The following is a 14,926-nucleotide window of genomic DNA, read 5'->3' on the forward strand; positions in this document are numbered from 1 at the left end:
CGCGATAATTTGAAGTTAGCAGTTATGACGAAATCTTATTACCCTGTCAATAGATGGGGCAATTATACTCAAGTAACCTCAAGATGCGAGTTTCAGCATCTTGAGGTAATAATTAGTTTAAAATTACTTCTCTAACAAAGCGGCTACCGAAGTAAGCTAGTGTGAGTAGGCTCGTACCGCTAATGGATAACCAAAGTACTCTTTTGCCTCGCCAGCCTTGTTGGTAATGCCCCCATAATAAAATGCAGTATAAAACCCAAGCAATAAAGGATAGAACACTTTTATGAGCATTGGCTGAAGAGAACATACCTTCGGTGTAGATGGCTCCAGTAACAAGTGTTGCCGTTAATAAAACCGTACCAATTAGTATGACCTTGAAAAGATGCCTTTCCACCATCATTAAAGGAGGGAGGTTAGGGTTAATGAGCAATGATTTTTTGCTTTTCAGTTGATGATCAAGCCATGCCAACTGCAGAGCAAATAGAGCTCCGATGGCAAGGGTTGAATAAGCAAATAGCGCAATGGTGATATGAATCAGTAATTCAACTTTTCCTTCAAAGTGAGTAATGAAGGTGCTTGGTAGAAAGTTGGCAGCGCACAGGTTAATCGCAGCAAAGCTATAAACAACTGGTAATAAAAACCAAAGGCGTGTTTTCCACATCGAAACCGTGAGTACTAAACAGATAATAAAACCAATTAAAGAAGCGACATTGAGAATACTCATGTTTTGCCCATTAGGGTTTAAAATGAGATCGCTAATTAACCAACCGTGAGTGGCGATGGCAAGAATAGCTAAACTAAATACCAGCTTAATTCTGATGCCAGAGCGGTGCACTAGCCCCGGGACGATCATGCAAGTCGCCGCGAAATATAAAATAACAGCAATGATTGAAAGCAAGTTTTCCATATTACTCATTAAAAAAATCCATCAGATAGGTGATTATAACTCTTATGGGGGGTGTGGGTATATAGTCACACCTAACGAGGATACTATCATTTTAAACGGGAGAATTATTCATCTCACAGAAGAAAAAATAGCCAAGAATAGGAAAGTCAGTGAAACATCGAGCTTGCATCGTTATACTACCCTTATTCAAAGGCCAAATGGCCCAACTTAATTAGAGTAAAAAGCTGAAATATCCCTGAATCTTCAGTGTCTTCATTCCGCTTTTTCAATAAAACTTATGTTTAATTAGGCAGAATCATGTTTGATAATTTAACCGAAAGACTGTCCGGTACGCTGAAAAATATCAGTGGTAAAGGGCGCTTAACAGAAGATAACATCAAAGATACTTTACGCGAAGTACGTATGGCGTTACTTGAAGCGGATGTTGCCCTTCCTGTTGTTCGTGATTTCGTAAAACAAGTAAAAGAGCGTGCCGTTGGTATTGAGGTTTCTAAATCGTTAACACCAGGCCAAGAGTTCATCAAGATCGTTCAAGCTGAACTTGAGTCAGTGATGGGCGAATCGAACGAAGCGCTAAATCTTGCTGCTCAGCCTCCAGCTGTGATTTTAATGGCCGGTTTACAAGGTGCGGGTAAAACCACCAGTGTTGGTAAATTATCGAAATTATTAACCGAGCGTGATAAGAAAAAAGTGCTGGTGGTGTCTGCTGACGTTTATCGTCCAGCGGCGATCAAACAGCTTGAAACCTTAGCAACCGAAGTCGGGACGGATTTTTTTCCATCAAGTGCTGATCAAAATCCGATCGATATTGCTAATGCCGCTATCGATCACGCGAAGAAAAAATTCTATGACGTTATGATTCTGGATACCGCGGGTCGTTTAGCGGTTGATGAAGAAATGATGTCTGAAATCAAAGACCTTCATCAAGCGATCAAACCGGTAGAAACGCTGTTTGTGGTTGATGCCATGACAGGTCAAGATGCGGCGAACACCGCAAAAGCTTTTGGTGATGCACTACCGTTAACCGGTGTCATCCTAACTAAAGTGGATGGTGATGCGCGTGGTGGTGCTGCATTGTCGGTTCGGCATATCACAGGAAAGCCAATTAAGTTTTTAGGTGTTGGTGAAAAAACTGATGCATTAGAAGCTTTCCACCCAGATCGTGTTGCTTCGCGAATTTTAGGTATGGGCGATGTTCTGTCTCTTATTGAAGATCTAGAGAAGAATGTAGATAAAGCCAAAGCTGAAAAAATGGCGAAGAAGTTCAAGCAGAAGAAAGGCTTTGACTTAGAAGATTTCCGTGAACAACTTGGCCAGATGAAAAACATGGGCGGCATGGCAGGCATGATGAACAAACTGCCAGGCATGGGGAATTTACCTGCTAATGTTAAAGATCAAGTTGATGATAAAATGTTCACGCAAATGGAAGCGATGATTAATTCGATGACCATGAAAGAGCGCGAACATCCTGAACTGATTAAAGGTTCACGTAAAAAACGTATCGCTGCCGGTTCAGGCACTCAAGTTCAAGACGTTAACCGTATGCTAAAACAATTTACCCAAATGCAGAAAATGATGAAAAAAATGCAGAAAGGTGGAATGAAAGGCATGATGCGCAACATGCAAGGCATGATGGGCGGCGGTGGTATGGGAGGAATGGGCGGCTTCGGTCGTTAATTCAATTTCATCCAAATGCGTTTCGTGACATGAAGTGTTAACTCTGTCACACTATGTTTTTGATGAAAACTTAAACATAAAGATACTTAAAGCCCTTGCATTGACTCTGAATAAGAGTAAAATTCGGGGGCTTTATTTTGGCACGAGGCCCCAAGTCGTTTTTATCCTCACATTGTGAGTGAAAAAACAAGGTTTGGGGCTAATTTAATTATTGAGAAAGCAAAAGAGGACGACATGGTAACCATTCGTTTGGCACGTCACGGCGCTAAAAAGCGTCCATTTTATCAAATCGTTGTAGCTGACAGCCGTTGTGCAGCAACTGGTCGCTACATTGAAAACGTAGGTTTCTTTAACCCTACAGCTCAAGGTCAAGAAGAAGGTCTACGTTTAGACCTAGATCGCGTTAACCACTGGGTTGGTCAAGGCGCATCTGTATCTGACCGTGTTGCTAAACTAGTTAAAGACGCTCAAAAAGCGGCTTAATTATTAGCACATTAGTAGTTGTAAAGGTTGAAGGTAAAAACAATGAGTGAACAACAAAACGAAAAAATCGTTGTAGGTAAGCTTGGTTCTTCTTACGGCATTCGTGGTTGGCTTAAAGTTTTTTCCTATACCGACAACGCTGAAAGTATTTTTGAGTACAGCCCTTGGTTTATTAAACAAAAGGGTCAATTGGTTCAATATAAAGTTGAAAGCTGGAAACGCCATAATAATGGTTATGTTTGTAAGCTTGAAGGCATCGATATTCGCGAAGACGCACAATTGTACGCTAACGTTGAAATCTTGATTGATCCAATCGCACTACCTGAACTGTCAGAAGCAGAATTCTACTGGCGTGAGTTGTTTGGTATGCAAGTTTACACAACTCAAGGCTATCACTTAGGTGAAGTGACTGATTTGATGGAAACGGGCTCAAATGATGTTCTAGTAGTAAAAGCGAACTTAAAAGATGCTTTTGGCCAAAAGGAACGATTAATTCCGTTCCTTGAAGAGCAAGTGATCAAAAATGTTGATCGCACAGCTCAACGGATCGAAGTTGACTGGGATCCTGGATTCTAGACACCTAACTAGATAAGCGAGAAACACAATGTGGATTGGCATAATTAGCCTGTTTCCCGACATGTTCCGAGCCGTATCTGATTATGGTGTTACTGGTCAAGCGGTTAAAAAAGGTCTTTTATCATTAGAGTCATGGAACCCTCGTGATTTCACTCATGATAAGCATCGCACTGTTGATGATAGACCTTACGGTGGTGGCCCTGGCATGTTGATGATGGTTCAGCCTTTGAGCGATGCCATTAATGCAGCCAAGCAAGCTTCACCGGGTAAGGCGAAAGTAATCTACTTATCTCCCCAAGGTCGTAAACTCGACCAGCAAGGAGTTGAAGAGTTGGCAACCAATGAGAACTTGATTCTGATTTGCGGCCGCTACGAAGGAGTAGATGAGCGCATTATTGAATCTTATGTTGATGAAGAATGGTCGATAGGGGATTTTGTAATGACGGGTGGGGAAATCCCAGCCATGACGTTAATTGATTCAGTTTCTCGGTTTGTTCCGGGGGTGCTTGGAGATTTTGCGTCGGCAGAAGAAGACTCTTTTGCTAATGGCTTGTTGGATTGTCCGCACTACACACGTCCTGAAGTGTTAAACCAGAAAACGGTGCCAAGCGTACTGACTTCTGGGAATCATGAGGACATTCGTCGCTGGCGGTTAAAACAATCGCTAGGCCGTACTTGGCTTAGAAGACCAGAGCTTCTGGAAAACCTAGCTCTGACTGACGAACAGGAACAATTGCTGGCGCAGTTCATTCGTGAACAGCGGTCTTTGAAAAAAGATAGAAGCAACTAGCCTAATAAATTTAGTATCAGTTTAATCTAGGAAATAGACACATGAGTAATATCATCAAGGCTCTTGAAGAAGAGCAAATGAAACAAGACATCCCTGCATTTGCACCAGGTGACACTGTTGTAGTTCAGGTTAAAGTTAAAGAAGGCGACCGTGAGCGTCTACAGGCATTCGAAGGCGTTGTTATCGCTAAGCGTAACCGTGGTCTTCACTCAGCATTCACAGTTCGTAAAATCTCGAACGGTGAAGGTGTTGAGCGTGCTTTCCAAACTCACTCTCCAATGGTTGATAGCATTGAAGTTAAGCGTCGTGGTGCAGTACGTCGTGCCAAGTTGTACTACCTACGTGAGCGTTCTGGTAAGTCAGCTCGTATCAAAGAGAAGCTGGCTAAGAAGTAACGCACGCTGCGTTCTCAAAGTAAACGGGTCCCATTTGGGGCCCGTTTTTTGTTAGGTAGGGATCGCTGCGCTGCTAGGATCACTACGCTTCTCGTTCCTAGTTGCTAGGAAAATATTATCCGAGAACGTTGTTGTTTTCACACGCAACACTTAACATGCTACTCGCAACCTTCTTTTTCCGTTCTCGAGCCACGAGAAGCGAAGCGCCCTAGACACGAGTAACGAAAAAACACTTCTTCCCATTCTTTGTTAAAAAAGCTACATTCCCAATAACAAAATCATCAAAGGAGAGAGATGCAATGGTTCGTATTGCAATTGCAGGCGCAGCAGGTCGAATGGGCCGCAACTTAGTAAAAGCTACCCACTTAAATCCAAACGCTCGAGTAGGAGCCGGTTCGGAAAGACCTGAGTCATCATTAGTCGGTGTTGATATTGGTGAGCTTTGTGGTGAAGGGCAATTTTCCGTTGCATTGGTAGATGATTTATCAAAGGTTATTTCGCAGTTTGATGTGATTGTTGATTTTACAGCTCCTAGCAGTACGTTAGCTAATATCGAACTTTGTAAATCACATGGCAAAAAAATTGTCATTGGCACAACCGGTTTCTCTGAGGAAGAGAAGCAGTTTATTGATCAAGCCGCTCAGGAAATCTCTATCGTGATGGCACCCAATTATAGTGTTGGTGTGAACCTGATGTTCAAGCTTTTAGAGAAAGCAGCTAAAGTAATGGGAGATTACTGCGATATTGAAGTTATTGAAGCTCATCATCGTCATAAAGTAGATGCACCATCGGGTACTGCTTTAGGTATGGGCGAAGCAATTGCTGGTGCGATGGGGAACAAACTCAGTGATGTGGCCGTTTATGCTCGTGAAGGGATTACCGGTGAAAGAACCAAAGATGAAATTGGTTTTGCAACTATCCGTGCAGGGGATATTATCGGTGAACATACTGCAATGTTCGCAGATATTGGTGAACGAGTAGAGATCACCCATAAAGCCACTGATCGCATGACTTTTGCCAATGGCGCAATTAAAGCGGCCGTTTGGTTAGAAACACAACCATCGGGCTTTTACACCATGCAAGATGTATTGGGGCTAAATGAGCTGTAACGATTTATACCCAATTAACTTGGGTATATATTCAGTTTCGAATAAATGAAATATATCAAAAGTGTTATTTTTAACGAAAAGCCGTTCAGATAATGAGCGGCTTTTTGGGTATTTTAGCTTAAGTAAAGAAACGATTACGTGAAATTGTTTTATTGTCTTTATTGTGTTCTATGGTGTTTATTTTTATTTGACGCCTAAAAATAACAGTTATTTTTGTTATTTTTGACAAAATGTAGCTACTTAAGTTTTTTTTGATAAAAAATAGTACTAAGAAAAGGTTTTTACATCTGTATGTGTGGTTAATTTTACTAATAGGTAGGTAGATTGTTGTTTTTGGGCCTTTAGTTAAATAAATGGTGTAAGTTGTCTTTTATTGTAGATTTCTTTTTCTAACACTATTGACACATTTAGCTACCATCTCTAGAATAGCGCCAATTTACCTAAATTCCATAAATATGGTTATTTAGAAAGATAAGAGCGAGAGCTTATACATTTATTTTGCATATTTATTCTGGAGGTTATCTTGAGTAATTCCGCACTGTTAGTCCTAGAAGATGGGACAGTGTTCCGCGGTCAATCCATTGGAGCAGATGGGTCCGCCGTTGGAGAAGTTGTTTTTAATACCTCGATGACGGGGTATCAAGAAATTCTCACTGATCCTTCCTATTCACAGCAAATCGTTACTCTAACTTATCCTCACATTGGCAATACCGGTACTAACTCAGAAGATGAAGAGTCCTCTTCAATTCATGCTCAAGGCTTAGTTATCCGTGATCTTCCTCTTATAGCTTCAAACTTCCGCAGTGAACAAACCCTTTCAGAATACTTAAAATCACAAAATATCGTCGGTATTGCTGATATTGATACACGTAAATTAACTCGTGTTTTACGTGAAAAGGGGGCGCAAAATGGTTGTATCGTAGCTTGCTCTTCTCTAAAAGAGAGTAATTTAGATGAAGCACTGGCATTAGCGAAAGCCAAAGAATTTCCAGGTCTTAAAGGTATGGATTTGGCCAAAGTGGTTTCTACCAAAGAGTCTTATTCTTGGAAACAAGGTTCGTGGACTTTAACTGATGGACTACCAGAAGCCAAATCTGACACTGAATTACCTTACCATGTTGTGGCTTACGATTTTGGTGCGAAACGTAATATTTTACGTATGCTCGTTGACCGTGGTTGTCGCTTAACTGTCGTTCCTGCAGAAACTTCAGCGGAAGAAGTATTAGCGTTAAATCCAGATGGCGTGTTCTTATCAAATGGACCTGGCGATCCAGAACCTTGTTCTTATGCTATTGAAGCAACCAAAACTTTCCTTGATAAAGGCTTACCTATCTTTGGTATCTGTCTTGGTCACCAGATCTTAGCCTTAGCTTCTGGCGCTCAAACCATTAAGATGAAGTTTGGCCACCATGGTGCTAACCATCCAGTAAAAGATCTTGATCGTAACGTTGTCTTGATTACTTCACAGAACCACGGTTTTGCCGCGGATGAAGAAACATTACCTGAAAACCTACGTGCGACTCATAAGTCATTATTTGATGGTTCACTACAGGGGATTCACCGTACGGATAAGCCAGCATTTAGCTTTCAGGGGCACCCAGAAGCAAGTCCAGGTCCACACGATGCGGCGCCATTGTTTGACCACTTCATTGAATTAATCAAAGAACATAAGAAATAATTGGGAGTTGTAGAAAATGCCAAAACGTACTGACATAAAAAGCGTACTGATTTTAGGTGCTGGCCCAATTGTTATCGGTCAGGCTTGTGAATTTGACTACTCTGGTGCTCAAGCATGTAAAGCACTGCGTGAAGAAGGTTACCGAGTTATCCTAGTGAACTCTAACCCTGCCACCATCATGACTGACCCAGAAATGGCGGATGCCACTTACATCGAACCCATTCACTGGGAAGTGGTTCGTAACATTATTGCTAAAGAGCGCCCAGATGCAGTACTGCCTACCATGGGTGGTCAAACGGCTCTGAATTGTGCGTTAGATTTAGAAAAACACGGCGTACTGGAAGAATTCGGCGTGGAAATGATTGGCGCGACTGCCGATGCAATTGATAAAGCCGAAGACCGTTCTCGTTTTGACCAAGCGATGAAGTCAATTGGTCTTGAGTGTCCACGTGCCGATACGGCGAAATCAATGGAAGAAGCTTACAAAGTTCTCGATATGGTTGGTTTCCCTTGTATCATCCGTCCTTCATTTACGATGGGGGGGACTGGTGGTGGTATCGCGTATAACAAAGAAGAATTTGAAGAAATTTGTCGTCGCGGTTTAGACCTTTCACCAACGAATGAACTTCTTATTGATGAATCATTGATTGGCTGGAAAGAATACGAGATGGAAGTGGTTCGCGACAAAGCGGATAACTGTATCATCGTATGTGCGATTGAAAACTTCGATGCAATGGGCATTCACACCGGTGACTCGATTACTGTTGCGCCTGCTCAAACACTGACAGATAAAGAATACCAATTAATGCGTAACGCTTCTTTAGCGGTATTGCGTGAAATTGGTGTTGAAACAGGTGGTTCAAACGTACAGTTTGGTATCAACCCGAAAGATGGCCGTATGGTTATCATCGAGATGAACCCTCGTGTATCTCGCTCATCTGCTCTAGCTTCTAAAGCAACAGGTTTCCCGATTGCAAAAATTGCAGCAAAACTGGCGATTGGTTATACGCTTGATGAGTTAATGAATGACATCACAGGTGGTGCAACCCCTGCGTCATTTGAACCAACTATCGACTACGTTGTGACTAAGATCCCTCGTTTTAACTTTGAGAAATTTGCCGGTGCCAATGACCGTCTAACCACTCAAATGAAGTCGGTTGGTGAAGTAATGGCGATTGGTCGTAACCAACAAGAATCACTACAAAAAGCATTACGTGGCCTAGAAGTTGGTCGTGATGGTTTTGATGAAATGGTCGATTTAGATGCACCTGATGCATTGACTAAGATCCGCCAAGAATTGAAAGAAGCGGGTTGTGACCGTATTTGGTACATTGCGGATGCATTCCGTGCTGGAATGTCTGTGGATGGCGTATTCAATCTAACCAATGTTGACCGTTGGTTCCTAGTTCAAATCGAAGAGCTAGTGAAATTGGAAGAAGAAGTGAAAGCAGGCGGTTACGCTGGTCTAAACGAAGATGTATTACGTAAAATGAAGCGCAAAGGCTTCGGTGATGCACGTTTAGCGAAACTACTTGGCGTAGCAGAAAGCGAAATTCGCCGTGCTCGTGAGGAATTCGATATTCATCCTGTTTATAAGCGTGTTGATACTTGTGCCGCTGAGTTTTCTTCTGATACGGCTTACATGTACTCATCATACGATGAAGAGTGTGAAGCGAATCCTTCAGACAAAGATAAAATCATGGTATTGGGCGGTGGTCCAAACCGTATCGGCCAAGGTATCGAATTTGACTACTGTTGTGTACATGCATCACTGGCATTACGTGAAGACGGTTATGAAACCATCATGGTGAACTGTAACCCTGAAACGGTTTCTACCGATTACGATACCTCTGACCGCTTATACTTCGAACCAGTAACATTGGAAGATGTGCTTGAAATCGTACGTATCGAGAAGCCAAAAGGCGTGATCGTTCAATACGGTGGTCAAACGCCTCTGAAACTGGCTCGTGCATTAGAAGCGGCTGGCGTGCCAATTATTGGTACTAGTCCAGATGCGATTGACCGTGCAGAAGACCGTGAGCGTTTCCAAACAGCGGTTGAGCGTTTAAATTTATTACAACCTGAAAATGCCACTGTAACTACGATGGAACAAGCGATTGAAAAATCACGTGAAATTGGTTATCCGTTAGTGGTTCGTCCTTCATATGTTCTTGGTGGTCGTGCGATGGAAATCGTATATGACGAGCAAGATTTACGTCGTTATTTTAATGAAGCAGTAAGTGTTTCAAATGAATCTCCAGTTCTTCTCGATCTATTCTTAGATGATGCTGTTGAAGTTGACGTTGATGCGATTTGTGACGGTGAGCAAGTGGTGATTGGCGGTATCATGGAACATATTGAGCAAGCGGGTGTTCACTCTGGTGACTCAGCATGTTCATTACCTGCTTATACCTTAAGCCAGGAAATCCAAGACGTAATGCGTGAGCAAGTTGAAAAGCTTGCGTTTGAGCTTGGTGTACGTGGCCTGATGAATACTCAGTTTGCGGTTAAAGATGGCAAGGTATACCTAATCGAAGTAAACCCTCGTGCAGCACGTACAGTTCCATTTGTCTCGAAAGCAACAGGCGCACCTTTAGCTAAAATTGCAGCACGCGTAATGGCTGGCCAATCTTTAGCATCACAAGGTTTCACTAAAGAAATCATTCCACCTTATTACTCAGTTAAAGAGGTTGTATTACCATTTAACAAGTTCCTAGGTGTAGATCCACTGTTAGGCCCAGAAATGCGCTCAACCGGTGAAGTGATGGGCGTAGGTAAAACCTTTGCTCAAGCGTTTGCGAAAGCGGAACTGGGCATTGGTAATGTTTACCCTGAAGGTGGCCGTGCATTACTTTCTGTTCGTAAAGAAGACAAAGAGCGTGTTGTAGAGTTGGCTTCTCAGCTAATTAAACTAGGCTATCAATTAGATGCAACACACGGTACCGCAGTCGTGCTAGGCGAAGCGGGAATTAACCCTCGCTTGGTGAATAAAGTACATGAAGGTCGTCCTCATATTCTTGACCGTATTAAGAACAATGAATACAGCTACATCGTGAATACGGCAGCCGGTCGTCAGGCTATTGAAGATTCAAAAGTACTACGTCGCGGCGCGCTTCAAGAGAAAGTTAACTATACGACGACCTTGAATGCAGCGTTTGCAAGCTGTATGGCACACAAAGAAGACAACCGCTCGGATGTGACATCTGTACAAGAGTTACATGCAAAAGTGAAAGGGTCTTTGGCGTAATAAGCAAACGTTAATAAATAAGCGTTAATAAGTAATAAAAATAAACCCACTTTAGTTGTGAAGCTAAAGTGGGTTTTTGTTTATTTGCGTTTCTCTGGGCTCGAGCGCTTTGCTTCTTGTCACTCGAGGTCAATACGGAAAGTTCGAGACATTAAATAAATGCCATTGATGTGAATGTGATGATTTTAAATTGTTCACTCATCACTCACTAGTCTTCTCGGCTCCCGAGCGTAATGTCTCCGTAACTCGTATCCACTCTTCTTTTTCGAGTCACGAGTAGCAAAGCGTCCTAGCTACGAGTACCGCTACTTTTCCTTTGTCGCCTTAATCAAATTCTGATAAAACGCTTGCTCAAATTGGGTTAGTGGTGGAATAGTGTCAGTGTTGTTTTTCGGGTGATAATCCGTCACTAATTGTACAAATATAGTCGATGGTTCGCTTTGGTCATTAAGTACAAAACCTGCCATATTGTGAGTGGCAAATAAAGAACCACTTTTCGCGACTATGTTGCCCTTTATTGGCGCTTTTCTCATGCTAGAGCGGTATTTTAATGTACCGTCTATACCGGCGATTGGCATTAAGCGAATGAAGTCTAGTTTATTATCATTGACTTTAATGAACTTTAATACTGAGTACAGTTGATTTGGAGTCACTCGATTGTTACGAGAAAGCCCTGAACCATCCTCTAAAACTGCATTCGATAAATCGATTTTGGCCTGTTTCTTTAAAATCTGTTTAATTGCTTCGGTGCCATTAGCAAAGGAGCCAGCTTGATTAAAGTAATGTTCACCTAGGGTTTTGGTTAGGTTGTTGGCGTATAGATTATCGGAGTCTTTTAGCATGTGCTCTAGTAGAACAGGTAATGGTACAGAGAGATGCTTAGCCAGTACCTTTGTATTTTGGGCCTGTTCTTCTTTAGCCCTGATAGTTGTAGCTAATTTAATACTGCCTTTAAGCTTTATCCCTTGTTTATCTAAGATTTGATGCAAGGTTTCTGAGGCATATAAAAAGACGTTTTGTATGGCAAAGTTCAGAGGTAATGGCTGTTCTCGTTTCACTAAGCAGCCTGATAAACGGTAATGGTTAGTTGGAGTGGTCGTCAGTTCTAAATCACAGTACTGCTCTTTTTGTTGTTTACGGGTAATTGCAGTTGCTGCCGTGCTCACATTAACAGGCTGATGCTTTGGCGTGAACACACGAGTACTGCCATCAGCATTAGTATAAATGGATGCCATCACACAGTTACCATTTAAAGTAATTGCGCTGGAAGGGGTACTGTAACAAACCCCCAAAATATCCCACGGCCAACCGACTGCTTTTTCATAACCAGTAAAAGCACCGTTATCTAGGATAAGATCGCCGTTAATTGTTGAGATGTTTGCACTTTTTAACAGCTGACTAATGTCGGCGGAAGTTAAACTCGGATCGCCAGAAAAGCGTATTACTAGATCTTTATCATGTTGCTCTAATTGTGTTGAGTAACGAAAATCATCACCCAGTTCGATTTTAGCGGCCAGTGCGGTTATTAACTTTAATGTACTGGCTGGTGGAAATAGCTGATCACTGTTCTGTCTCAAAAATGTCGAGCTTGGTGATTTAGCGATTAAGCCCACTCGAGCCTCTGATGGCAGAATATCGTTACTTAGGAAATGTGGTTTGATAGGCGGCGCAGCGTAGCTTGAAACTGAGAATAAAAAAGAAGTCGCTAAGACAATAACAGAGGTGAAACGCATAGTTCAATCCATGAAGTGGAGGAGAACAAAGTATAAACAAAAACGCCCACTTAAGCTAAGTGGGCGTTTGTCGTTTTACACAAATTTAACGGCTTAAGCCATCAAATTAGAATGCGTAGCGGAAACCAACTTGGAATTGATCTTCAGTTTGGTTTTCACTTGCAGCATCACTGTCAGATAGTAGGTTAAATTGGTATGCACCATATACCGTCGCATTACCGAAGTAGCGAGCGTACTCAACAGCAACAAAATTTAGATTTAAGTCATCGTAGCTATTTTCATCAGCATTGAAGTAGCTATATGTCATGTTTACGTTGTTGTCACCAAAGGTGTAGCCAGCGTAAGCATCAGCGGCATCGAAATCAGACTCATCAGCAGAAGAACGAGCAATTTTACCGCCTTCATATGTTGCTGCTAATAAGATTCCATTATTAGTATAGCGAACCGCTGCCGTGTAAGTGTTGTTATCACCAGTGCTGATACGATCGTCACCTGCATTGTTAGCATCAGTTTGTGCATAACCTAAACCAAGCTCTAAAGTGTCAGTCAGTTTATATGCACCGATAACGCCAAAACCATCTGCATTTTGAGTGACAGCAGTGCCATCTGAGTCAGAGTCACCTTGAACACTTGCTTGGATTGTCAGTTTTTCAGTGTTAAAAGCGTAACGTAGAACGTTGTTAGCACGGTCAGACGTTGCAACGTTATATTCATTGATGTAACCACTGAATACTTCTGCTATATCGGTGAAGTTCGTTAGGTAAGTAAAAGCATTATCTTGATGACCGTAAGTTAAACTACCAAATTTTTGAGACTGCACACCACCATACATATAACGAGTGTTAATTTGCGCATCATCTCCTTCTGGATCGCTGTTTTCGGTGATTTCCCACTCAGTGAAACCAATGAAAGAGATATCATCATTTAGTTTTTGTTCGCCACCTAAGTTAAAACGTACACGTGATGCATCTTTATAGATGTCGTCATCTTTGCCATCACGAACACCATTATCATCAACAGATTTATTAGCATCAGAGAAGTTAGCACGAACTTCAACACGGCCACCCATGTTTAAAGTAGAAGTGTCATCTTTGTAGATAGTTGCTGCAGAAGCTACAGTTGATACTGAAGCAGCGGCCACTGCTAAAGCTAGTAATGTTTTTTTCATTGTATTAATCCTAATAGTTTAATGATTAAAGTTGGTAGCTTAATGACTACTCTATCACTTTGTTTGTAGACAGATTTGTTACTGAATACATAGGCTTTCTTTTATCCAACTAATATATAGTGCATATATTGATAGCTGACATAAATAATGACTGCATGTTTTATACCGTGTAAGTTCCCATTCAAGATAGTCAAATGATCTCAAAATACCTAAAAATCACACCTTTCATATTGATTTTGTTTTTTTAGTTTTAATTTAGCTATTGTATTTAGTGGGTTATGTCGCTTGGTTGGATTTTGTGATTGGGATCTCAAATTTGTTTTTTTTAGATTTTTGCCGCGAAATTAACTTAAAGTGGTTGTGTTTTAGAAAAATTTAAAGCTTCAAAAGCACTTGTATTTTCAATGAAATGTGATTGAAATCTTATTTTTATAGTGACGAAATAACCAAGTTTAATTACACTAGTTGTCAATTAAATATTCTAACGGCACCTACTCAGCATCAAGTTGAGTGGGTATTTTTTGTCTGAGGTTCGCTCTTTGGAGTTGAAGTCGGAGTGAGGTTTAAAATGGATAAAGTCCCAATGACTGTGTGTGGTGAGCAATTACTACGTACAGAATTAGAAGCATTATTAAAGCGCCGCCCATTAATCTCGGCAGCCATTGCCGAAGCGCGCGAATTAGGTGATTTAAAAGAAAATGCTGAATACCATGCTGCTCGTGAAGAACAAGGCATTTGTGAAGCTCAGATTCGCGATATTGAGTATAAGTTGTCTGTTGCTCAAGTAATTGATGTATCTAAAATGGATAATACTGGAAAAGTTATTTTTGGTACAACGGTAACCTTACTTGATATTGATACTGACAAAGAAGTGAAATATACAATTGTCGGTGACGATGAAGCCGATATCAAAGCAGGTAAAATTTCAGTAAGCTCTCCAATTGCTCGTGGTTTAATTGGTAAAATGGAAGGTGATGAAGTGGTTATTTCAACTCCAGGTGGGGATAAAGACTTCGAAATTACCCAAGTGGATTATATTTAAGTATCCAGGGTAATTGTTTGATTAAAAAGCCGCAGTTGATGCGGCTTTTTTGTTTAAGATGGAAGTGAGGTGCGGGGACGCTTTGCTCGAGTAACGAAAAGCTCAAACGTGCTTTAGTTGA

The 14,926-nt window shown here is 41.4% G+C and carries 12 protein-coding genes; 9 read left to right on the plus strand and 3 right to left on the minus strand.

The annotated features are described in order from the left end of the window. Nucleotides 1-112: 112 nt before the first annotated feature. Nucleotides 113-916 (minus strand): cytochrome C assembly family protein, encoded by an 804-nt coding sequence (locus ACE3G9_RS04140; RefSeq protein ID WP_417880798.1) that lies wholly within the window; start codon nt 914-916, stop codon nt 113-115. 288 nt (nt 917-1,204) lie between these two features. Between ACE3G9_RS04140 and ffh the strand changes: the two genes are divergently transcribed. The 8 genes from ffh to carB all read left to right on the plus strand — a co-directional run bounded on the left by ffh (nt 1,205) and on the right by carB (nt 10,862). After that, complete coding sequence (gene ffh / locus ACE3G9_RS04145) at nt 1,205-2,584, plus strand: signal recognition particle protein (protein ID WP_449218533.1); 1,380 nt, start codon at nt 1,205-1,207, stop codon at nt 2,582-2,584. Between the two features lie 234 nt (nt 2,585-2,818). Further along, nucleotides 2,819-3,067, plus strand: a complete 249-nt coding sequence (rpsP, locus tag ACE3G9_RS04150; protein ID WP_027697617.1) for a 30S ribosomal protein S16 — start codon at nt 2,819-2,821, stop codon at nt 3,065-3,067. Between the two features lie 42 nt (nt 3,068-3,109). Next, nucleotides 3,110-3,643 (plus strand): ribosome maturation factor RimM, encoded by a 534-nt coding sequence (rimM, locus tag ACE3G9_RS04155; RefSeq protein WP_417880796.1) that lies wholly within the window; start codon nt 3,110-3,112, stop codon nt 3,641-3,643. A gap of 28 nt (nt 3,644-3,671) precedes the next feature. Next, nucleotides 3,672-4,433: a tRNA (guanosine(37)-N1)-methyltransferase TrmD gene (gene trmD, locus ACE3G9_RS04160; protein WP_417880795.1), complete on the plus strand. Its 762-nt coding sequence runs from the start codon at nt 3,672-3,674 to the stop codon at nt 4,431-4,433. Between the two features lie 41 nt (nt 4,434-4,474). Next, complete coding sequence (gene rplS / locus ACE3G9_RS04165; RefSeq protein ID WP_027697614.1) at nt 4,475-4,828, plus strand: 50S ribosomal protein L19; 354 nt, start codon at nt 4,475-4,477, stop codon at nt 4,826-4,828. Nucleotides 4,829-5,127: 299 nt separating this feature from the next. Then, nucleotides 5,128-5,937 (plus strand): 4-hydroxy-tetrahydrodipicolinate reductase, encoded by an 810-nt coding sequence (gene dapB, locus ACE3G9_RS04170; protein ID WP_417880794.1) that lies wholly within the window; start codon nt 5,128-5,130, stop codon nt 5,935-5,937. Nucleotides 5,938-6,460: 523 nt separating this feature from the next. Next, complete coding sequence (gene carA / locus ACE3G9_RS04175; RefSeq protein WP_449218534.1) at nt 6,461-7,615, plus strand: glutamine-hydrolyzing carbamoyl-phosphate synthase small subunit; 1,155 nt, start codon at nt 6,461-6,463, stop codon at nt 7,613-7,615. Between the two features lie 16 nt (nt 7,616-7,631). After that, a complete protein-coding gene (carB, locus tag ACE3G9_RS04180; RefSeq protein WP_449218535.1) occupies nt 7,632-10,862 on the plus strand; it encodes a carbamoyl-phosphate synthase large subunit in 3,231 nt (1,076 codons plus the stop codon). 305 nt (nt 10,863-11,167) lie between these two features. On the opposite strand, the gene dacB is transcribed toward carB, so the two are convergent. Beyond that, a complete protein-coding gene (gene dacB, locus ACE3G9_RS04185; protein ID WP_449218536.1) occupies nt 11,168-12,595 on the minus strand; it encodes a serine-type D-Ala-D-Ala carboxypeptidase in 1,428 nt (475 codons plus the stop codon). Nucleotides 12,596-12,701: 106 nt separating this feature from the next. Continuing rightward, nucleotides 12,702-13,763 (minus strand): porin, encoded by a 1,062-nt coding sequence (locus ACE3G9_RS04190; protein ID WP_417880790.1) that lies wholly within the window; start codon nt 13,761-13,763, stop codon nt 12,702-12,704. A gap of 568 nt (nt 13,764-14,331) precedes the next feature. On the opposite strand from ACE3G9_RS04190, the gene greA reads away from it, so the two are divergent. Then, nucleotides 14,332-14,805 (plus strand): transcription elongation factor GreA, encoded by a 474-nt coding sequence (gene greA, locus ACE3G9_RS04195; RefSeq protein ID WP_417880789.1) that lies wholly within the window; start codon nt 14,332-14,334, stop codon nt 14,803-14,805. Nucleotides 14,806-14,926 lie beyond the last annotated feature (121 nt).

The organism is Vibrio sp. E150_018 (genome assembly GCF_053544035.1).